Raw genomic sequence first — 21,267 nt, 5'->3', positions numbered from 1 at the left:
CCCCGGCCGTCACCACCCACGGGCCGGGGCGCCCGACCGCTTCCTACGGCCTACCGGACTTGTTGAACCCCTTGTCCAGGTAAGGGTGCTGGTCCACGACGAAGCCGTCGTCCGCGACCAGGCGGGCGATGCCTCCCTGGTCCCGCCAGACCTCACCGGAGGAGCCGAAGGAGAACCCGCCGTACTCCTGGTGGGTCTCGTCGGTGTAGACCCGGTAGCGCTGGCCGGGCTGGATCACCGTCCCCGGGGGGAAGGGGAAGGAGTACCCGGTGGGCTTGCACTGCACGGTCCAGCCGGTGAGGTCCTGCGGCGCGCCGCCCTTGTTGTGGATCTCCACGTACTCGTCGGCCTGGTCCGGGCCGGTGCCCTGGTAGCGCAGGCCGGAGATGACCACGTCGGGCTCGTCGAGCGTGAACGCGCAGACGACCTCGGCGAAGTTGATGCCGTCCTCGGGGCTGCGGAACTGCCGGACGATCTGCCCGCCCCGCTTGAACCCGCTCAGGACCGCCCGGTACTGCTTGCCGTCGATCGTGACCGGCTGCGGGTGCACGAAGGTCTGGAGGTCGACCAGATCGTCGTCCGCGGGGCTGGAGTTGGTGGTGTTGGGGGTCTCGTTGTGATGGAAGCTGAAGTCCAGGTCGGTCGTGCTGCCGTCCTCGAACATGACGTTCACCTTCAGGTGGACGTCGAACACGCTCGGGGTGACGTTCGTGGGGACGTTGCGGTGCACGAAGGTGCCGACGACGAACTCGGTGCCGTCGAGCTGGACGGCCGCGGCCGCCCCGCGGAACTGGTAGCCGCTCTGGGAGTTGTTGCTCCCCCACCTGATGTCCGCGGTGCCCAGGCCGTCGAGCGGTGAGACGGCCGGGTCGGTGGAGGGGAAGACGCCGGAGGTGACGACGGTGGTCATGGTGTCTGCTTCCTGCTCTCTCGGTCCTCGATCTTCGTCCTCGGTACTCGGCCCTCGGCCCTGTCCTCAGTCCTCGTCCTCGATGACCTCGGCCTTGAGCTTGGCCGGCGGCGCGGTACCGATCTGGGCGACGCCGTCGGTGCGGCGGCCGGGTGTGGCGCCGTCGGCGGCCTCGAGTCCACAGGTGTAAACGAGGCAGTCCTTGTCCTCGCCGGTCGTGTTCAGGTGCACGTGGTACGTGAAGGTCAGCGTGCGCCCGTCCTGGCTCACCTCGGCCCGCACGGGGGGCAGGTCGCCTCGCGTGGTCTGGTCCATGCGCTTGTACTGGACGCCCACCACACCGTTCCAGCGGAACCCGGTGGGCGCGGTGAAGATGTGCTCGCGTTCGCCGGCGTCGACCGTCTCGCTCCAGTTCGGCGTCCGCACACAGACGTTGAGGGTGGTGCCGAGGCCCCCGGGGGCGTCCTCGACGCCGCCCTCCTGCCAGACGACCAGGTCCAGCTTCTGCGCGCGTCCCTGCTCGTAACCCCAGTCGTAACCGTTCGCGTACTGGTCCGTCTCGCCCCGCGCACCGTCGCGCGGCGGGTCGGCGTAGGGCCTGCCGGCGAGGGCGTCGGCGCGGCCCTGCTCCTCTCCCCGCTCATAGGCTTTCTTCTTGGCCTGCACGTCGGTGGTCATCTCCGCGTTCCTCCTGGGGCTGTGATCGAAGCGTGCGACGAAACGGGACGCACGACGCGCGGACCCGGCCCGCGGACGGCGGGCGGTGTCCCGCCGCACCGCACAGCGCGTGGGCCACCGCATGCGTGACGCCATGGGGGAGCGGCGCCCGGAAGACATGAGGCAGGACGCCGCCCGCGGCTTCGGGCGGGGCGTTCGCGCAGGCATCACGGCACGCACCGGGCCGTCTCCGGGGCCATCGTTAGCCCGGGTCCGCGGGCGGTATGCCGTCGTTCCGCCGTTCGAGAATGCCGGATCGATTCTGCGTCACTTGTTCGGGTGATCTTGAGGTACAGGGAGTGCGGCAGGGTGAAGCGCGACGGCCCCGAGCCACGGCGATGGCGCCGGCGCCCCTTGCTGTCCGCCCCTTGAGGCCGCCCGCGGCTGCTCCCTCGTGCGGGTGGAGCGCTCGGTGCGCTGCTCCTTGCGCGGCCGGTCCGGCCGGTATGCAGGACGAATGGCAACGACGGCGCGGAAGGAGACCCACATGCGGGAGACGAGGCCGTGGAAGCGGAAAGGGGCGGGCGCCGCCGAGGCCCGTGCCGCCGAAGTCCCACAGCGCCCGTGCCGGGTGGTGACGGCATGACGGCCGGGACCCGGCCCCGTCCGGACGAGCAGGCGCCCCCGGACGCCGACGGAACCCGGGGCACCGTGGCGGGGAACGGCACCGCCGGATTCTCCGGGGACGGCGGGCCCGCACCGGCAGGACAGCTGGCCTTTCCCGCGGCCGTGGCCGTGGGGGGCGGGGCGGCCTTCGTCGCCGACCACGCCAACCACCGGGTCCGCCGGATCGACGCAACCGGCACGCTCACCACGGTCGCCGGTGACGGGCTGCGGGGTTTCGCCGGGGACGGCGCGGACGCGACGCGGGCCCGACTGGGCTTCCCGGCCGCCCTGGCGGTCACCCCGGACGGGAGCGTGCTCATCGCCGACGAGATGAACCACCGGCTCCGCCGGATCGACCCGTCGGGTGCCATCGACACCGTCGCGGGAGACGGCTCCCGCGCCGGCGGTGACCGTGACGACGGCGACGGCGGCCCCGCCGACCGCGCCCGGCTGGACGCCCCGTGCGCCGTGGCCGTGGACGGCGCCGGATCGCTGTACGTCGGCGAGGCGGGTGGCCATAGGGTCCGCAGGATCGGTGACGACGGCGTCATCAGTACGGTCGTCGCGGCATCCGGACGGCCCGCCGGCCCCGGCGCGGCCGACGCCGGCGAGGCGTTCTTGCCCGCGGGCCTCGCGGTCGACACGGCCGGGCAGCTGTACATCGCCGACCCGGCGGGCCGCCGGGTGCTGCTGCTGGGCACGGACAGGACGCTCCGAGTCCTGGCGGGACCACCGGACGCGGACGCGGGCACGGGCACCGGTGCCACGGCCGTCGACTGGAGCGCACCGTGCGCGGTGGCGGTCGACGGCCGAGGGGCGGTCTACGTCGCCGACGTGAACGGACACCGGGTGTGGCGGCTGTCCGACGGAGCCGCCCGGGTCGTCGCGGGGCACGCCCCGGCGGCCGGCGCGGCGGGGGACGGGGGCACCGATGACGCGGCCGACACGGTCGTCCGTGCGGTGCTGGCCTACCCGTGCGGTCTCGCCGTGGACCAGGCCGGCCACCGGCTGCTCGTGGCGGACAACTTCCACCACCGGATCGTCGCCCTGCCCCTCACCACCGCACCTACGCAGGCGGAGGAGCCGGAATCGGAGCGGGAGCCTGCCGGGAAGCCGAAGTCCGAGCGGGAAGCCGAACCGGAACCCCAGCCGGAACCCCAGCCGGAACCCCAGCCGGAACCCCAGCCGGAGCCCCAACCGGAAGCCGAACGCGCACCCGAACCGGATCAGGAGAGGGAACCGGAGCCGACACCCCCGCCCCCGCCCGCCCCGCCCACGCCGGCCACCCCACCCGCACAACTGCTGGTCCGGCAGGAGATCGGTGTCGAGGTCGCCCGCGGGGAGAGCGAGTTGCTCCACGTACGGGTCTCGTCCGCCGATCCGTGGGCCCCGGGACGGGTGGAGCACCACTTCACGGCTCCGACGGGTTTCGTCTTCGACGGCCGGGCGACCAGCGCGTACTACCGCGCGGATCGCACGGTGCTCCCGGGCGGGACGCCGACCGCGACCGTGCGGGACGGCGGCAGATCGCTGGCCGTCACGGACGAGCCCCGCTTGAACACCCGGGAGCATCCGGCGGCGGCCCTGGTCTACACGCTCGGCATCCGGGCCCTGGCGGACGCCGAGACGGGCCGGCACACCGACGGGCGGGCGGTGATCTCGGGCCAGCCGGAAGTACGCCTGAAGGCGAGCGTGCTGGGGGACGACGAGTAGCACCGGTGGGAGTGCGTACGAGCCCGTGAGCCGGCTGCGACGGACCGTCCGCCACGGGTGGCCACGGGTGACCCGCAGCGGACGGCGGGGCGACACTTTGCGACGGTGACGACTCTCAAACCCTCAGTACGGAAGTAAACGTTTCTGTGCTTCCAGGTCACCCACGCGAACGTCACACATTGCGACATTGCGGATTCGGTGGGTTAACGTTCGAAACGTGTCCACGCCCACCCTCCCCAGGCTCGGGCCCCCGGGTCCCTTCCCGCACGCCCCGCTCGTCCATCCACTTGACCGCAAGTGGCTGCACTACGCCTTCCTGTCACGGTGCGGTCGGCAGGCACTGATCGCCAACCTGTCCGTCCTGGGATCCTCCACCGGCGAGGTCTACGCCGATCCGGGCGCCCCGGCAACCGGGCGGCGCAGCGGCACCGGCACGGCGGCCGAGGGACAGCACATGGCGATCCTGCTGGTCTACGCTCAGGGGCGCGGCTGGAGCGCGACACAGTTCAACGCCGACCAGCCCGAACTGCCGTGGTCGGCCTTCCGGTGGCCGCATCCGCACGGCGAGCCGGGCGCGTTCCGGGTGGCGGCCCGGTCCGCGGCGCCGGCGGCCGACGTACGGCTGATCAGGACCAGCAGGCCCTGCACCTCGCAGTGCGCGCCGTTCGGCGAGGACGAGCACCTGCGGTGGCAGTCGGAGCCCGGAGTCCTGGGCACCGGCACCCTGTGGCACGGCGACGGCACGGTCACGGAGACAGACCTGCTGGGCTACCACGAACGGGTCCGCGGCCGCTGGTCCTGGCCCAGGCTCGGCGGCTGGGTGTTCGGCTTCGTCAACGACCCGTCCGGGCCCTCCGACGCCGCCCCGCCCTCGGCGGTGGTCTTCACCCTGATCCAGCCCGAGCACCCGGCGGACGCGGCCAACGGGTCGGTGATGCTGTGGCGGCAGGGACGCATGATCCGCCACTTCCCGCGCCGCAACCTGCGCGTCGCGGTCAGCGGAAGCCTGGACCGCGACCGGGTGGCGATGGTGCCGCCGCTGGCCGACACGCTGGGCACCCCGCCGATGGCCGCGGTCCCCGGCCGGCTGCTGATCACCGCCCAGCTCGGCGACGACCGTCTCGTCCTCGACTTCCGCTCGCACACCGCGGGCCGGATCGCCAACCCGTCGGAGACGAGCCTGCACCCGTTCAGCGTGCACGAGACCCTCGGCCCGTGCACCGTGGAGGGCCGGGTCGGCGGGCGCCGTATCGCCTTCCGTGCCGAGGGCATCGTGGAGTTCGCCGGGGGTGCCCATGACTGAGACCGCCTCCGCTCTCACGGGTGCCGGCCTGCTGGACGAGACCGTGGCCGCCCTGTCGGACCGGGCCCCGGCCGTCCTCGCCGCCGCCGCCGACCACCTGCGCGGCATCCGGCTCGGCCTGCACTTCAACGACGGCAGCCACGCCACGCTCACCGCCCTGCACAGCCGCATCGTCGTACAGCGGGACCGCTGCCCCGACCCCGACGTCGAGGTCGCCTTCGACAGCCGGGCGATGAACCTCCTGTTCGACCTCCAGCGCCCGCCCGTCGACCAGGTGCTGTCCGACAGCCTCGACGTCCGCGGCTCCCAGGAGGACACCCTCGCCGTGTGGCGGGCCTTCACGCTGCTGTCCCAGCGCGCGGCGGGACTGCGCAGCATGCAGGAACTCTGGGGCGCCTACCGCGAACAGGCCCCCCAGCTGTGGGGCAGCGCGACCCCCGCCGACCTGGAGCCGGCCGCCGACCCGGTCGACTGGACGGCGCTGGACTTCCTCGCCCGGCGCGCCCCCGAGGACGCTCCCGCCCCCCTCGTACTGATCGGCGACACGACCGTACGGGCGCCGCGCATGCTCTGGGACGGCCGCACCAGCACCAGCTGGGCGCTGGAGGACACCGTCCGCGACGCGGACCTCCTGGAGACCATGCGCCGGTGCCGGGCCCGTACCGGCGAGGAGATCGAACGGCTGCTGCCGGACCGTGAGCCGCGCGCCGAGCTGTACGACCTCATGCGCTCCTATCCCGCCCGCCAGGGCAAGGGCCTGCGCCCCACCCTGACCATCGCCGCCTGTGCCGCCTACGGCGGACGCCCCGACGACGCCGTACGCGCCGCCGCCGCACTGGAGCTGTTCCACAACGGCTTCCTCGTCCACGACGACATCGCCGACGAGTCCACGCACCGGCGCGGCATGCCCACCATGCACGAGGAACATGGACTGGGTCTGGCGGTCAACGTCGGCGACGGCCTGAACCTGCTGGCCGTCGACGCCGTCCTGTCCAACCTTGAGACGCTCGGCCTCGCCCGCACCCTCGGCCTCATCCACGAGGCGGTCCACATGTGCCGGGAGTCCATCGAGGGCCAGGCCATGGAGCTGGGCTGGATCCGCCACGAGATCGTCCCCGAGGCGGACGACGCCTACTTCACGATGAGCACCAAGAAGACGGGCTGGTACACCTGCATCAGCCCGTGCCGCATCGGCGCCGTCTGCGCCGGCGTGACCGACCCGGCCGTACTGGGCCGGTTCGACGAGGCGTTCCGCCTGATCGGCATCGCCTTCCAGATCCAGGACGACATCCTGAACCTGGTCGGCGAGGAGGCCCTCTACGGCAAGGAACCCCTCGGTGACCTGCTCGAAGGCAAACGCACGGTGATGCTGATCCACCTGTTCCGCACCGCGTACGCCTACGAGCGCCCCCGCCTCCTCGACGTCCTGCGGCAGCGCCGTACCGACAAGACCCAGCAGCACGCCGAGGAACTCCTCGCCGCCATACGACGGCACGGCTCCATCGAGTACGCCACCGAACTCGCCGACCGGCTGGCCGCTGAAGGCATCGCCCGCTTCGAAGAAGACCTCCGGGTCATCCCCGAGAACGAAGGCAAAGCCGTACTGCGGCAGATCGCCCACTACGTCACCTCGAGGCCACTGTGACCCCCACCCCGCCCCCCTGCCCGCCGACCGGCCCCACCGCCACCGGACCGCTCACCCCCACCGACCACCGGGCCTTCGCCTTCCTCGGCCAGGTCAACAGCTCTCTGCGCCAGTGCCTGTGCACCCTGGCCCGGCACGGGGTGGCGCTGCGCCGCGACACCCCCGAACGCGCCCGGCTGCTCCTGGACACGGTCCGGCCCTGGCCCCTCTACAAGGGCGGTCAGTTCCTCTTCGACCTGATGGAATGGGAGGACCTGATGGTCGACGGCGAACCCCCGCCCGTGCTCCCCACGGAGCGGATCCTCTCCGCCGCCGCCTTCCCCGTCCAGTGGCTCGCCGCCGCCACCTCCGAGGCCCCCGCCGCGACGAGAGCCGTCCCCGGCCAGCGCACCGCCGCCGCCCTCGACCTCCCCCTGCGCCTGCTGGCCACCACCGCCCGCACGGCCTTCCTGGGCGCCGCACAGGACCTCACCGACCTCCTCGGCACGCCCACCCCCCGGACGGGAGCGGAGGACGACACCGAACCCGGCCCCGCACCCGCGCAGCCCACCGCCCCCGAACTACCGTCCCTTGAGGCGGGGTTCTACCTCTACGAGGACATCGTCCTCGGCACCCTCACGGTCCTGGGACCGCTCCTGTCCGATCACGCCGCCTCCGGATCCGAGGACGAGCCGTCCGGCCCGGCGCCCTCCGCGTAACGCACGGCGCCGCTCCGCCCCGCCCCTCGTCCCCGCAGGCACGAGCGGACCCGCCCGCGCCCCCCAAGCCCGCCACCGGCGGATCCGCCCTCGCGGACACGCTCATCCACAGAAGGGAAACCCATGGCCACACAGACCCAGGCCCCCGTCGAACCGGGATCCGAGAACAAGCTGTACATCCTCCAGCAGGGCATCGTCGAGGACGCCCCGGGAGGGGTGCCGGCCCACCTCAGCTTCGGCGTCCTCAGCACCGTCCCCGACCCGGTGAACCCCGGCGACATCACCTTCAGCCTCAAGGCCCCCACGGGCTTCGTCTTCACGGGTTGGCTGTCCTGGGCCTACCACGACGTCAACACGCTCGCCGCCAAGGGCAACATGCAGACGACCCAGGGCACCCTGGGCAACCAGGGCCGCACCCTGTCCTTCACCCACAACCCGTACCTCTCCACCAACCAGGAGTGCATCGGCTACGCGGCCCAGGTCACCGCCACGGACGGCGCGACACCGGGCCGCTACACCGACGGCGAACTCCGCGTGGGCGCCGCGAACCCCGTCAAACTCAAGGGCCGGGTCCTCGACCCCAACGAGGACTGACCTCCCCACCCACCCGTTGGTGGCTCCGCCTCCCACCTGGGGCCACCAACGGGACACGCGCGTGCACGGGGGACGGACACCGCCACCGGCTCAGGGCCGCCCACGAACTCGGTCGTCGCGGGCGGCCGGGCCAGGTGCGGACCGCTGCTCAGCACGGACAACGTGATGGTCACCACTTGATGGCGTTCACCGTGCTGTTGTAGGCGTCGGCGGACCGGACGGTGAACTGGACGTCGGCGGCGCGGTCATAGAAGGTCTGGCCCGGCTGCCAGGTGGCCATGTCCAGCGTGCCGCAGCCTGCCGGTGGTGCCGCGGCGTTGGGGTTGGGCACCACCCGGATCGGTCCCTGACCGTTCGCGACGGAGGCGTCGACCTTGTAGATGACAACGCCGGAGGAGCAGGCACTGGAATCGTTGTGGGCCTTCCTGCGGGCCTCGGCGACGTAGGCGGTGGTGGTGCCGGTTTTGACCACCAGCAGCTTGGTGCCGCCGGTGTACTCCACACCGTTCAAAGTGGCGGTGTTCTGCGTCCTGTTCTGCCAGACGCATACGGCCTGGTCGTCCCCCGTCCAGCCGAACTTCCAGGAGAGCCAGCCGAAGTACTGCGGGGCGGCTCCGTTCACGTGGCCCATGAGGTCCCAGCCGCCGACGTACCGGTGCTGATCGCCGCTGAAGGCGTACAGGTCGGGAGCTCCAAAGGCATGCGCGGTCTCGTGGGCGGCCACCTTGTGACCCCAGTGCCACATGTCAGTGCCGAACGTCACCGCCCAACGGATCGTCGTGCCCTTGATGACGATCGGCTGGGTGGGCGTCCAGTACCACGCGTGGGAGCCGCTGACCTGGGAGTGAGCGGTGGAGACGATGTAGAACATGTCATACCCGGCCAGATCGGCGCCGGCGTCGGCTGCTGCCCGAAGCGCGTCGGCCACGTACCGGGAGTGCTGCTGATAGGTGGGACTGGAGGTGCCGTAGGCGTTGGAGGCCGACGGCATCCGGATCCAGCGGTTCACGACCGGCCGCATGTTCAGCCAGGTCTTGCCGTACGAGGCGTTCCACACCCAGTCGGCGGCCGGGGACAGCAGGTTGTAGTAGTCCGCGACATTGCCGGCGCCGGCCACGTCGGGGAAGTCCACGTAGACCACGCCGATGTTCTTGGTCCCGAGGGGATTCAGGAATTGGGTGTAGTCGGTGTTCTGGCCCTCGTCGACCGTGGTTCCCCGCCCCTGCAGCGCACACGGCGAGGTGCTCCCGTTGACTGCGTGGGCCCGCTGGGCGGGGACGGCGGTCAGGGGAAGCAGAACCGCGAGGACCCACAGGACCAGCAAGGGGAGCGGGCGCCGCGTTCCGGGGGTTCGAAAGCACGGGGTATGCCTGTTCCGGCGCGGTGGACGCGGGCTGCGGTCAGCCGGCGAGGACTTTCCCCCCTCACCCGGCAACCGGGGCGCCTCGTCCGTCGGGACGCCAGCCGGAGTCCCACCGCGCAGTACTCGCATCTCACTCATGGGACGACCATCGCGGCCGCAATGCGACAAGGCGCTGCAAAATGGTCAAACTCACCCCATGTAGTGGAACGGAAGGCGCCCCGGCGCATGACGAAGTCACGGACCTCTGGCACTCCACAAGCCGGAGGCGGGGGCGAGGAACAGCGAAACGGTGAGATCTGCGGCGCCGTTCACGACGAGCTACCGCTCCGCCCGCTTCGCCCGCGCTCCTCGTCGGCGTGATGGAGTGCGAGCGCGAGTACATCGGGGAGGAGTTCTTGAAGGCTGGGCGTTCGCCCGCGAGTGTGGCCGGCCCGGCGGGCCCGAGGCCGTCGACGAGGATGCGGCCGCCAGCCCTGATGACGTGTCCGCGGGTCGGAGGGGTGGGCTCGGTGGTGCCGCGTGGCCTGGCAGGGGCTCGGGGAGCGGGTCGGCTCCCGGATGCCTCCCGGCGCGCGTCCGGAGGGCGCTGCCTGCCTACGCGGCCCCGAGACCTGTGCGGAGGCACAGGACCGCATCACCGCGGGTCCCCTGGTCACCTGCCCGGCCGAACCAGGTGATCACCCGCCCGACGCCCGCGGAAAGGCCGTCACCGCCAGTCAGCAGGAGGACTCGGAGACGAAGCCTCGACAGGCACCATCACGTGAACCGGTCATACAAGATGGCACTTCCTTTACCTGTCTCCCCTATGGTCGGTAGCCGCAGCTGCGAACCGGGGGAGGCGACAGCGATGGGGGACGGCAAGGTGCCCGGCAAGGTGCTGGACATCAAGACCGCCGACATCAAGGCGGCGGCACCGGCCTTCCACCAGGGGGCCATCGATCTCAGCAAGGCGCTGACCACGCTCATCCAGACCTTGGACGGCCTGGGTGAGCCCTGGGGCCATGACGAGCAGGGCGACAAGTTCGGCAGCGCCTACAAGCCGCAGCAGAAGAAGATCGAGAGCGCGGCGGGCATCCTGGTGCTCGGCCTGACGAGCATCCACGAGGCCATGGTGGACCTCTCGGACGGGCACGTGGACAACGACCAGCTCATCGCCGGGATGTTCACGAAGGTGAAGACCGACAAACAGAGCGACGGTGCCGGTGAGCGTTGAGGACAAAGCCCGCCACATTCTGCTGAAACTCGGCATGTGGTGGCCGGAGGCCGATTCCGGCAAGCTGCGGGCCGCGGCGAAGGCCTGGCGTGCCTTCGCCGACTCGGTGGACGACGTCCGCGCTCCCGTGCACCGCGGCGCGTCGTCGATCATCCACAACAACACCGGTGAGTCGATCGAGGCGTTCGAGAAGTTCTGGGGGCGCTATGCCAAGGACCAGGACGGCGGCTGGCTGAGCGACCTCGCGAAGTCCTCGCGGGAGATGGCCAAGGCACTGGAGAAGTTCGCCGACGCCATCGACGACGCGATCAACAAGCTGTGGACGCAGATCGGCATCGACGCCGCTGTGATCGCGGGCGGTGTGACGCTGGCCTTCTTGACCGCGGGCCTCGCCTCCGGGGCGGCTGTCGCGGCGGCGGACGCGGTCATCGAGTTCGGCGCCACGATGGGCGTCGCGGTCACCACGACGGTGGCCGAGATCGCCGCCGGCACGCTCGTCGCCGCCGCCTTCGGCGGGGTCGAATCGGTCGCCGTCGACCTCGCCGTGGCCCAGCCGCTGAAGATGGCGACCGGGCTGCAACACGGCTTCAGCCTGGACGAGGTCAACCAGGCCGCCAAGGACGGCATGATCTTCGGCGGCGCGCTGGGAGCGGGTGGCGGCCTGCTGAAGGCGAGCATGGAGGGCGGACTGAGCGACACCACCCCGCTACTGCTGCGCCCGCCCTCGCTCCGCCCCGACCTGGTCGAACTGGGCCCGGCGGCCCGCAACGCCGAACGCACGCCGTGTGTGGGCGAGCCGATCGACGTGGCGACCGGCGCGATGCTGATGACGCAGACCGACCTGACCCTGCCGGGCAGCCTGCCGCTGCAGTTCACGCGCACCCACCTGTCCTCCTACCGAGGCGGCGTCTGCTTCGGCCCGACGTGGATCTCCACCCTCGACGAATGCCTCCAGATCGACGGCGAGGGCGTGGTCTTCGCCGCCGCCGACGGCATGCGCCTGGTCTACCCGGTACCGGAGGCGGGCGTGCCCACCATGCCGGTGAGAGGCCCGCGCTGGCCCCTGGAGTGGGACGGCAAGCCGGACGGCGCCATGACGGTCACCGACCCCGCGACGGGCGTGACCCGCACCTTCGCCGCCCCCGTCCCCTCACCTTCCTTCGGCGTCTTCCACCTGGCCCTGGACTCCTGGACCGACCGCAACGGCAACCGCATCGACGTCGAACGCGACGACGAGGGCATTCCGTCCGGCATCCGCCACTCGGGCGGCTACTACGTCGCCGTCGACACCCAGGGCCCCCGCATCACAGCCCTGCGCCTGCTCGACGAGCCCCCCTCCCGCTACCACCGGAGCACCTCGGCCGACGAGGGCACCCTCGTCATGCGCTACGGCTACGACAGCTCCGGAAACCTCACCGAGGTCATCAACTCCAGCGGCGAGCCCCTGCGCTTCACCTACGACACCGAGGGCCGCGTCACCCGCTGGACCGACCGCAACGGCACGTGGTTCTCGTACGTCTACGACGAGCGCGGCCGCGTGGCCCGCACCGAGGGCATCGACGGCATCCTCTCCGGCACCCTCACCTACGACGACACGACCCGCACGACGACGTACACGGACTCCCAGGGTCGCGTCTCGGTGCACCGCTACGACGCCGACGGGTTGGTCGTGGAGGAGGTGGATCCCCTCGGGCACGTCACCCGGACGGAGTGGGACGAGTACGGTGCGCACCCCCTCGCGGTGACCGACCCACTGGGCCACACCACTCGATACACGTACGACGCGGCAGGCAACGTCACCGAACTCGTGCTCCCCGACGCCTCGGTGGTCGGGGCTGCCTATAACGCACTGGGCCTGCCGACCGAGGTGGTCGAGCCGGGCGGCGCGGTCTGGCGGCACACTTACGACGAGCGGGGCAATCTGCTGACGACGTCCGATCCGTTCGGCGCCGAGACGTGTTACGCCTACGACGATGCGGGACGACCGACGGCGATCACGGACCCCCTCGGTCACACCCGCACGGTGGCGTACGACACGGCGGGTCTGCCCCTCGCCGTGACGGATGAACTGGGCCACACGACGACGATTCGCCGCGACCTGTTCGGCCGGGTCGTCGAGGTGACCGACCCTGTTGGCCACACCACCCGTCTGGACTGGACCACGGAGGGCCGGCCGTCCTGGCGTGAACTGGGCGACGGCACGAGGGAGTCCTGGAGTTGGGACGCTGAGGGCAACCTGCTGACACACACGGACCTCGCCGGTAACACGACGCACCACACAGTGGGCCCCTTCAGTGTGCCGGCCACGCGCACGGACCCGGACGGAGGACGATACGAATTCGTCTACGACACCGAGCTGCGTCTGACGGGCGTCACGAATCCTCAGGGTCTGACCTGGTCGTACACCTACGATGCGGCCGGTTGGCCGACCGCGGAGACGGATTTCAACGGCCGTACCCTCGCCTATACACATGACGGCAACGGGCGGCTGGCAAGCCGCACCAACGGCGTCGGGCAGACTTTGTCCTTCACGAGGGACCCGCTCGGGCGGGTCGTGGAGCAGCGCTCGGAGTCGGGTGATGTCACGACGTTCGCCTACGACCTCGACGGCAGGCTGTGCCGGGCGGCCAACGCGGACGCCGAAATCGTCCATGAACGGGACCTCTGTGGCAGGGTCGTGTCGGAGACCGTGAACGGACGCACGACCAGCTACGTCTACGACGCCGCCGGTCATCGCACCCGGCGGGTGACACCTTCCGGACTGGCCTCGGAATGGACCTACGATCCCGCTGGGCACCCCCTCGGCCTGTGCTCGTCCGCAGGCGCACTGAGCTTCGCCCACGACGCCGCCGGACGCGAGACCAAGCGGACCCTCGGCATGGAGGTGACGCTGACGCAGAGCTGGAGCGCGTCGGGGTTCCTGACCTCGCAGACCCTGACAGCCTCACCGGACAGGGTTCTGCAACATCGGTCGTACGCCCATCGAGTCGACGGCTACGTGACCGAGATCCGGGAGCTGACAATGGGCACCCGCCGCTTCGACCTGGACAACATGGGTCGGGTCACCGGCGTGCGCGCCCATGGCTGGAGCGAGGCTTACGCCTACGACCTGGCGGGCAATATCGTGGACGCCACGTCACCGGACCAGGAGTCAGGTACTGAACGCCGGTTCGACGGGACCCTCATCCGCAAGGCCGGCGGCACCTCGTACGAGCATGACGCTGACGGACGCCTCGTCCGCAGGACCCGCAAGCTCTTGAACGGCCAGACCCGTGCCTGGAGCTACGCCTGGAACGGCGAGGACCGTCTTACGGACGTGGTCGCCCCGGACGGCAGCCGTTGGCGGTATGCCTACGATCCACTCGGCCGGCGTATCTCCAAGCACCGGGTCACCGACGACGGCCGTGCGGCCGAGCGTACGGACTTCGTCTGGGACGACCTGTGTCTGGCCGAGCAGATCACGCCGGACGGCTGGGTCACCACCTGGGACTATGTGCCGGACGGGTTTCGTCCTGTTGCCCAGACGACCCACAAGCCGGCCCCAACACCCGCCGGCACATCGTTCCTGGCGCGGTTGGCAGAGGAAACGAACCCCGAACACAGCACTCGGTTCCACGCCGTCGTCACCGACGCGGTGGGCACGCCCACGGAACTGGTCTCCGAATCAGGAGAACTGGTCTGGCAGCGCCGGACCAGCTTGTGGGGTGCCCGCCTCCCGGCCCCAGATGAAATCGCCTCGCCGGTGGACTGTCCCTTGCGCTTCCCGGGCCAGTACGCGGATCCCGAATCGGGCCTGCACTACAACCTGCACCGCTTCTACGACCCGGAGACGGCCCGGTACATCAGCGCGGATCCACTCGGTCTGGTTCCCGCACCCGATCACCACGCCTACGTGACGAACCCATTGTCCTGGAGCGATCCTCTCGGGCTGGCCGGGAAGGGTCCGTCGGGGTCGAAGAATCCGCTGGATTTCGGGCAAGGGTATACCGGCCGACGCGACATCTTCCCCGTGGGTAACAAGGGGAAGGACGTGGAAATTCACGTCTACGACAAGTCCATGCGTGAAGTCGGGCTGTACAACAGTCAAGGATGGTTCAATAAGCATGGCATCAAAGGCTCGGAAGTCGAGGTTCCGCCCGGTGTGGAGAATGCCATCAAGGGGCGACTGATCTTTGAGCTGAGAAAAGTCGGTCGCATTGGTCCCAAAGGGACCGAGGACATCACCGACGGTAAATGGAGGCGACCGCCTCTCGCTGCGGAAGGCTGCAAATGAAGTACGTCACCGCCGTCTGGGACGATGGTGGGTTCTACGTGGATCCGACGGCCTACCTGGCCGAGCTGCCGCGTCTGGGCGCCAGCCTGCCCCCGGGCGCCCGCTCCTTCGCCAACGACCCCGGCCACTATGACATTGCGGGTGCCGCCCGTTGTGTCAAGGATCTGGAGTTGGCCGGAGTCCACCTCGCCACCGACAAGAGCGGCGGGCTGGTGCTGGACTTCGCGCCCAACAAGTTCAAGCACGACTCCGGCCTGCGCATCAATTACTCGGGCGTGAAGCACTTCTCCATCGACTATCAGCACTCCATCGACTGGATGAGCGCCGACACCGTGCTCCTCGACGAGATCCTTCCCGACGAGGACGACGGTTGCCTGCACGAGATCGAACTCACCGACGCGACGATCACCGTCCGGTGCGCGGATCTTCACGCCGAATGGGGCCATGCGGGGTGAGGAACACGGCCACATGATGCGGCGGGCCGTCCGGTCTCCCGTACCAACGGCGCGGGCGAGACCCACCTCGCCGACGTGTCCGCTGCGGTACCCGGGCCACTACGCGGATCACGACAGCGGTCTCGCCGGCACCCGAGCCCCGTGGCTACCACCCTCCCTCACCCCCTAACCCCCGCACCTGATATGCGCGCCCTGGATGCCCTATGGGATCGCGGGACTGGCTGAGGCGGCGAACGACGATAGGAAGGCCAAGAAATTGCAGCACCTCGCCGCAGGGGCGCACGGACCCTCTCCCGTGATCGAAAGTCTTTTCGCCATAGCAGGCGCGGCTGCCCTGTGGTGCGGGTTGAGCTGGGCGTTCGATGTGCGCGGGATCAGCACTCGCAGAGCCGAGCGAATGCGCCGCAGGAACGAGGAGGCGTGGATGGCGATGGGCCGTCTCGGTGGGTCTCCGACCCTTTTTGCGACTCCCGGGTATCTGCGCTTCCTGGGCGCTGTAATGGCGAGTGCGGGCCTTCTCTTGTTCATCGCGGCCTATGCGATGTGGCACCTGGGCTGAGCTCCCGGCGTGGTGCGAAGGGACGTACCGAGCCGAGTAGCCGTGGGCACCGACGAGTCGACCCACCTTGGGGAACTCGTCGGAGCCCTGGCAGGTCAGGTGGAGGAGCGGACCGTCCAGGAGTACCGGAAGCTCCTCCGCGACCGCTCGCGTGATCACTCCGCTTGAAGCTCCTCGATGACCTGCTCGACCGTGCGCTGTGCAGGCTCCAACCGAGGATCCTCAGGGTGCGCGTACGGCCCAAGGATCTTCGAGCAGACGAACAGTGTCATCAGCTTGCCGTCCCGGCTCTCGAAATCCCGCCGACGCTCCTGCCGTACACGAGCGGCCAGAGAAGGGACGGCAAGCGAGCTCGCCCACAGCGAGGCCGGGTCAAGTCCCTGTGGGGCGTTCCCCCAATCCTCCCAGTCGAAGAGGCTGAACACCGGCGCCGTGACGTTGGCCCAGTTCAGGTCGGCGTGGGCGGGCACCCAACGCTGGACGGTCGTATCGAAATCACCGGGAAAGACAGCCCGAATGGCCTCGGTGACCGACGTCTGGGTGATGGTCTCGGTGTCCGGTGTGGCGACCCGCCTTGTCTGGTGCGCTGCCAGCGCGTCCAGAGAGGCGTTCAACCCGTCCCACCACTCGTCCGAGAGTTCCGGGGCCTCACTCAGAATGGCGTTCCCGACTGGAGCGGCGGGCGAAAGGTCAGTTTCGTCGGCCCGCCACATCACCTGTTCGTTCGTGTCCCGCCAGACCAGGCATCCCCGCCATGCCGGCTGGGCGACGCCGTCCAAGCGGGCGGCGCACTCCGCGCCGTTCCATCCTTGATCGGTGATCTTGTCGGGCAAGCGTCGCTCGATGCGGACCCAGGTCTCGCGGTCGGTCCGTGCTCCCACGGACCGACGCTTGCGCACCACCGTTTTCGGTAGGAAACGCACCTGCAGAGACCGGGCCACGCGATCCAGAACCTCGTCAACTGGCTGCACGCGTAGGTCAACAGCCTGACTCGTGGAGGCCGAGAGCGTCATACACGGGACCGTAGCAGCGAGGCAGCGCGAGGTAGTCACATACGAGGAACCAGCCGCTACGTTCGGTTACACCCAGTACCTCAAGGGATGGGATCACATGAACCTGTTCGCTGGGACCGCCAGCTACTACCGTCAGTTCCGCCCCGACATCTCGGAAGACGTCGCCGAGACCTTGGACCAGGCCGCTCCGCACCCGTCCCCCGGCCAGCGTCGCCTGCTGGACATCGGCACCGGGACCGGACTGGTGGCTGAGGCGCTGCTCGGTCGCTTCGACGACATCATCGCCATCGACAACGACGCCGACATGCTGGCCGCGGCCGAGTCGGCGCTGCGCCCGAAGCTGCCCGAAGGGACGCGCCTGTCGCTCGTCGAGAGCACCGCCGAGGACTTCGTGACGCCCCCCGGCTGGAAGGCCGACCTGGTCACGATCTGCCTCGCGTTCCACTGGCTCGACCAGACCGCTGTCCTGGCCCGCCTGGGCGACCAGGTCGCACCCGATGGTGTCGTGGCCATCTTCGCGGACAGCAGCTTCTGGACCGCGACCAGCCCCTGGAAGGAGGCAGTGCGGGATGTCATCAAGACGTTCCTCGGCGAGGAACGGCGTGCCGGTTCCGGCACCTTTCAGCACCACAGCCGCCCGTACAGCGAGATCACGGGGGAGTCGCCCTTCGATCGCGTCGAGGAGGCGCGGATCCCCGTGCACCGCACCTGGACCGCTTAAGGGGGCCGAGGGGACCTCGACGTACGCGTACATCGTCGTCGCCCTGCTGACCGGCGCCCGCACCGAGGAGCTGCGGGCCCCCCTCACCTGGGACCACGTCTTCCTGAAGGGCAAGCCGGATGCCGATCCGCCACAGCCTCCGCACATCGCCGTGTGGCGCTCGGTCCGACGGGGTGGGGACACCAAGACCCGGAAGTCCCGGCGCACCCTCGCTCTGCCGGCGCGCTGCGTCGAGGCGCTCTGGCAGCAGTTCGAGGACCAGGGATGGGATCGGCTCGCCGCCGGCGACAAGTGGGAGGAACAAAGGCTCGTCTTCTCCTCGGCCGTGGGCAAGCCGCTCGACGCGGCCGACGTCCGCCGCCCCTTCCGCCAGGCGCTCAAGGACGTCGACGGGATCGACGCCGATGAGTGGACGCCGCGGGAACTCCGGCACAGCTTCGTGTCCCTGCTCTCCGACCGGGGCGTCCCACTGGAGGTGATCTCCCGGCTCGTCGGGCACTCCGGTACGGCCGTGACCGAGGAGGTCTACCGGAAGCAGATCCGCCCGGTGATCCAGACCGGTGCCGTGGTCATGGACGGCATTTTCGGCGCCGATCCGCGGCGGCCGTAGTCACGCGGGAATCACTCAGGAATCGATAGTCACGCAGTTGGACACGCAGCAACGACAGAGGGCCCTTACCGAATCGGTAAGGGCCCTCTGATCTGCTACTTAACTGTCGGGGTGGCGGGATTTGAACCCACGACCTCTTCGTCCCGAACGAAGCGCGCTGCCAAGCTGCGCTACACCCCGATGTCGCTGCTCTCGCGGCGACGACGTTTACTTTAGCCCACCGGTGGCTGTAGGCGAAATCCGATTCAGCAGCGGTGGCGGACCGGGGTCGGGCGGGTGTGGTCCAGGGCCACGAGGAGGACGGACAGGGTGTAGATCGCGAGGCCCAGGAGGAGGGCGTTGGCCAGGGTGCTGCGGTAGCCGTGGGTGGCTGCGTCGAGGAAGGGATAGAGGTAGCGGGCCGGATGGGAGGGCGGGAGGAATGCCGCTCGGGTCAGGGAGAAGGCCAGGTAGGCCAGGGGATAGACGAGCCAGGACGCGGTCTGGCGCAGGTGCAGGCGGGCCGCGGGGGTGAGCAGGAGCCAGTCCAGCAGGGCTGCCGCCGGGATCACCGTGTGGAGGAGCTGTAGTACCGCCCACTGGGTGTGCCAGCGTTCCGGGGCCGTCGTCGCGCCGGTCATGGAGAACGGGGGCGTCGTATGGGCCAGGAGCAGGTGGTAGACGAGCGCCGCGGTCAGGACGTAGAGGAGTGCGGCGCCTGTCACGGCGGAGGGCAGCGGGCGGCGGCCCCGCCAGGCCCTCCTCGCCGACAGGAGCATCACCACGGCCAGCAGGACATCGGCCTGGACGCTGAAGTAGCTCAGGCCGTGGGCCGGGGTGCTCAGCAGGAGTTCGAAAGCGACCCCGCCGGCCGCCAGCACGGCGGTGACGAGGCGGAACACCGCGGTCTGGGGGCGCCGGACCGGGGCTACCACCGCCGTGGCCGGTACCGGGGCGGGCAGCAGCAGGGGCGGGCCCGGGATCGCGGGCAGGTCCGGGATGTCCTTGGGTATCGGGGCGGTCATGCCCTCACGCTAGGAGCGGGGGAGGGGAGCGGCGAGGCGGACTGGGCCAGGTGGGTTACGGCCGCTGCCGCCTTCCCCGGCCTTGCCGATCCCTGTCCAAGGCGCGAGGTGCGCCCCTCCCGGTGGTCACGTGGCGCCGATGTCCTTCACCCGGTGCCGGAAGAGGCTCGCCCGGTGGGTTGCGGCGGCCTCCCCGGCCGGCGCTCGCCCTACTCCCTGCCCACCAGCGTCAGCAGTGTCGCCTCCGGCGGGCAGGCGAAGCGGACCGGGGTGTAGCGGTTGGTACCGCAGCCTGCTGAGACGTGGAGGTAGGAGGTGCGGCCCTCGGCCGTGTGGGTGGAGAGGCCCTTGACCCGGTCCGTGTCCAGGTCGCAGTTGGTGACCAGGGCGCCGTAGAAGGGGATGCACAACTGGCCGCCGTGGGTGTGGCCGGCCAGGACCAGGGGGTAGCCGTCCGCCGTGAACGCGTCCAGGACCCGCAGGTACGGCGCGTGGACCACACCGAGGGAGAAGTCGTGCGTCCCCGACGGGCCGCCGGCCACCCGGGCGTAGCGGTCGCGCTTGATGTGGGGGTCGTCCAGGCCGGTCAGCTCGATGGAGACGCCCTCGATCTTCAGGACTCCCCGCGTGTTCGTCAGGTTGAGCCAGCCCGCTCCGTCGAAACCGTCCCGCAGGTCCTCCCACGGGTTGTGGATGACGCCCTCCGCCGGCGCGTTGCCGTTCAGTCCGTGGCGTCCGCTCGTCTTCTCCAGCAGGTAGCGGGCGGGGTTGCGCAGCTTGGGGCCGTAGTAGTCGTTGGACCCGAAGACGTACGCGCCAGGGAACTCCATCAGCGGGCCCAGGGCGTCCAGGACCTCGGGGACGCCCTCGGGGTCCGACAGGTTGTCACCCGTGTTGATCACGAAGTCCGGGCGCAGGCCGGCCAGTGACCGCAGCCAGCGCTGCTTCTTGCGCTGGCCGCCGACCATGTGGATGTCGGAGACCTGGAGGACGCGCAGGGGGCGCATGCCCGGCGGCAGGACCGGGACGGTGACCCGTCGCAGGCGGAAGGACCGGGCCTCGAAGCCCGCCGCATACACCAGGCCGGCGGAGCCGGCCGCCAGGATGCCCAGGGGAATTCCGTATCGCGCGCGCATGTTCCCATCGTGTCAGACCGGTTGGCCGGGGCGGGAACGGCCACCGGATAAATGAGCGGGCGTACCGGGCCGGGCACCTGCGACAATCGGGCACATGACCACCACGCTCAAGTCGAAGCTGCACGACGACCTCAACGCCGCGATCAAGGGGCGCGACGAGCTGCGTTCCTCGACGCTCCGGCTGACGCTCACCGCGATCACCAAGGAAGAGGTCGCGGGCGAGGAGAAGCGGGAGCTTTCGGACGACGAGGTGCTCAAGGTGATCGCCCGTGAGGCGAAGAAGCGCCGTGAGGCCGCGGAGGCCTTCGCGCAGGGCGGCCGTGCCGAGCAGGCCGAGCGGGAGAAGGCGGAGGGCGAGGTGCTCGCCGGATACCTGCCCAAGCAGCTGTCCGACGACGAGCTCAACACGATCGTCGCCCAGGCCGTGGCGGAGGCGAAGGCGGCCGGCGCCGAGGGGCCGCGGGCCATGGGCGCCGTCATGAAGATCGTGAACCCGAAGGTGGCGGGCCTGGCCGAGGGCGGCCGGGTCGCCACCGCGGTGAAGAAGCTGCTCCAGGGCTGACCCGAGTCGAGAAACTGCGCCAGGGCTGAGCCGCCGGTGGTGGCTGCGCCAGGGCTGAGCCGTCTGGTGACGCCCGCCAGGACTGAGCCGCTGCCGCGTCGCCGGACCTTTCGGCTCAACACCACGACGCCGACCACGACCGCGAGGCCGCACCCGGGAACACCGGTGCGGC

16 protein-coding genes, 1 tRNA gene and 1 pseudogene are annotated in these 21,267 nt (G+C 70.2%); 11 read left to right on the top strand and 7 right to left on the bottom strand.

What is annotated here, in order from left to right; all coding sequences use genetic code 11:
- Positions 1 to 43: 43 nt before the first annotated feature.
- Both ACGFT1_RS09135 and ACGFT1_RS09130 read right to left on the bottom strand, forming a co-directional pair.
- The gene (locus ACGFT1_RS09135; protein ID WP_373908391.1) at positions 44 to 910 is read right to left on the bottom strand and encodes a choice-of-anchor K domain-containing protein; all 867 of its coding nucleotides are present in this window, start codon (positions 908 to 910) and stop codon (positions 44 to 46) included.
- Positions 911 to 976: 66 nt separating this feature from the next.
- The gene (locus tag ACGFT1_RS09130) at positions 977 to 1,588 is read right to left on the bottom strand and encodes a hypothetical protein (protein WP_373908390.1); all 612 of its coding nucleotides are present in this window, start codon (positions 1,586 to 1,588) and stop codon (positions 977 to 979) included.
- Between the two features lie 621 nt (positions 1,589 to 2,209).
- On the opposite strand from ACGFT1_RS09130, the gene ACGFT1_RS09125 reads away from it, so the two are divergent.
- The 5 genes from ACGFT1_RS09125 to ACGFT1_RS09105 all read left to right on the top strand — a co-directional run bounded on the left by ACGFT1_RS09125 (position 2,210) and on the right by ACGFT1_RS09105 (position 8,186).
- A complete protein-coding gene (locus tag ACGFT1_RS09125) occupies positions 2,210 to 3,946 on the top strand; it encodes a serine/threonine protein kinase (protein WP_373908389.1) in 1,737 nt (578 codons plus the stop codon).
- A 217-nt stretch (positions 3,947 to 4,163) separates the two neighbouring features.
- Positions 4,164 to 5,249 carry a hypothetical protein gene (locus ACGFT1_RS09120; RefSeq protein WP_373908388.1) on the top strand — a complete coding sequence of 362 codons (1,086 nt, stop codon included), beginning with the start codon at positions 4,164 to 4,166 and terminating at the stop codon, positions 5,247 to 5,249.
- A complete protein-coding gene (locus ACGFT1_RS09115) occupies positions 5,242 to 6,894 on the top strand; it encodes a polyprenyl synthetase family protein (protein ID WP_373908387.1) in 1,653 nt (550 codons plus the stop codon). The genes ACGFT1_RS09120 and ACGFT1_RS09115 overlap by 8 nt, the downstream gene beginning before the upstream one ends.
- Positions 6,891 to 7,592 (top strand): hypothetical protein, encoded by a 702-nt coding sequence (locus ACGFT1_RS09110; RefSeq protein ID WP_373908386.1) that lies wholly within the window; start codon positions 6,891 to 6,893, stop codon positions 7,590 to 7,592. Before ACGFT1_RS09115 ends, ACGFT1_RS09110 begins: the two co-directional genes overlap by 4 nt.
- Before the next feature lie 123 nt (positions 7,593 to 7,715).
- Complete coding sequence (locus ACGFT1_RS09105; RefSeq protein ID WP_373908385.1) at positions 7,716 to 8,186, top strand: hypothetical protein; 471 nt, start codon at positions 7,716 to 7,718, stop codon at positions 8,184 to 8,186.
- 169 nt (positions 8,187 to 8,355) lie between these two features.
- Here the strand turns inward: ACGFT1_RS09105 and ACGFT1_RS09100 are convergent, their stop codons facing one another.
- A complete protein-coding gene (locus tag ACGFT1_RS09100; protein ID WP_373908384.1) occupies positions 8,356 to 9,510 on the bottom strand; it encodes a peptidase M6 in 1,155 nt (384 codons plus the stop codon).
- 886 nt (positions 9,511 to 10,396) lie between these two features.
- Here ACGFT1_RS09100 and ACGFT1_RS09095 point away from each other — a divergent pair.
- The 3 genes from ACGFT1_RS09095 to ACGFT1_RS09085 are packed head-to-tail and all read left to right on the top strand — an operon-like array spanning position 10,397 to position 15,490.
- Positions 10,397 to 10,762, top strand: a complete 366-nt coding sequence (locus tag ACGFT1_RS09095; protein WP_373908383.1) for a hypothetical protein — start codon at positions 10,397 to 10,399, stop codon at positions 10,760 to 10,762.
- A 34-nt stretch (positions 10,763 to 10,796) separates the two neighbouring features.
- Positions 10,797 to 15,035, top strand: a complete 4,239-nt coding sequence (locus ACGFT1_RS09090) for a DUF6531 domain-containing protein (RefSeq protein WP_373908745.1) — start codon at positions 10,797 to 10,799, stop codon at positions 15,033 to 15,035.
- A complete protein-coding gene (locus ACGFT1_RS09085) occupies positions 15,032 to 15,490 on the top strand; it encodes a hypothetical protein (protein ID WP_373908382.1) in 459 nt (152 codons plus the stop codon). The genes ACGFT1_RS09090 and ACGFT1_RS09085 overlap by 4 nt, the downstream gene beginning before the upstream one ends.
- A 714-nt stretch (positions 15,491 to 16,204) precedes the next feature.
- Here the strand turns inward: ACGFT1_RS09085 and ACGFT1_RS09080 are convergent.
- Positions 16,205 to 17,062, bottom strand: a complete 858-nt coding sequence (locus ACGFT1_RS09080; protein ID WP_373908381.1) for a hypothetical protein — start codon at positions 17,060 to 17,062, stop codon at positions 16,205 to 16,207.
- A gap of 97 nt (positions 17,063 to 17,159) precedes the next feature.
- Here ACGFT1_RS09080 and ACGFT1_RS09075 point away from each other — a divergent pair, with 97 nt between their 5' ends.
- Both ACGFT1_RS09075 and ACGFT1_RS09070 read left to right on the top strand, forming a co-directional pair.
- Complete coding sequence (locus ACGFT1_RS09075) at positions 17,160 to 17,783, top strand: trans-aconitate 2-methyltransferase (protein ID WP_373908380.1); 624 nt, start codon at positions 17,160 to 17,162, stop codon at positions 17,781 to 17,783.
- Positions 17,767 to 18,393, top strand: a pseudogene (locus ACGFT1_RS09070) (site-specific integrase); the annotation flags it as partial. The gene ACGFT1_RS09075 and the pseudogene ACGFT1_RS09070, both read left to right, overlap by 17 nt.
- Positions 18,394 to 18,499: 106 nt before the next feature.
- Here the strand turns inward: ACGFT1_RS09070 and ACGFT1_RS09065 are convergent.
- The 3 genes from ACGFT1_RS09065 to ACGFT1_RS09055 form a co-directional block, all read right to left on the bottom strand.
- Positions 18,500 to 18,573: transfer RNA gene (locus tag ACGFT1_RS09065), tRNA-Pro, on the bottom strand.
- Between the two features lie 65 nt (positions 18,574 to 18,638).
- Positions 18,639 to 19,397 (bottom strand): Pr6Pr family membrane protein, encoded by a 759-nt coding sequence (locus ACGFT1_RS09060; RefSeq protein WP_373908379.1) that lies wholly within the window; start codon positions 19,395 to 19,397, stop codon positions 18,639 to 18,641.
- A 209-nt stretch (positions 19,398 to 19,606) separates the two neighbouring features.
- Positions 19,607 to 20,533 (bottom strand): metallophosphoesterase, encoded by a 927-nt coding sequence (locus ACGFT1_RS09055; protein ID WP_373908378.1) that lies wholly within the window; start codon positions 20,531 to 20,533, stop codon positions 19,607 to 19,609.
- A gap of 94 nt (positions 20,534 to 20,627) precedes the next feature.
- Between ACGFT1_RS09055 and ACGFT1_RS09050 the strand changes: the two genes are divergently transcribed.
- A complete protein-coding gene (locus ACGFT1_RS09050) occupies positions 20,628 to 21,095 on the top strand; it encodes a GatB/YqeY domain-containing protein (protein WP_373908377.1) in 468 nt (155 codons plus the stop codon).
- Positions 21,096 to 21,267 lie beyond the last annotated feature (172 nt).

Origin of the sequence: Streptomyces sp. Y20 (assembly GCF_043195475.1) — a bacterium.
GTDB lineage: Bacteria > Actinomycetota > Actinomycetes > Streptomycetales > Streptomycetaceae > Streptomyces.
This window is presented reverse-complemented; position numbering and strand designations above follow the sequence as displayed.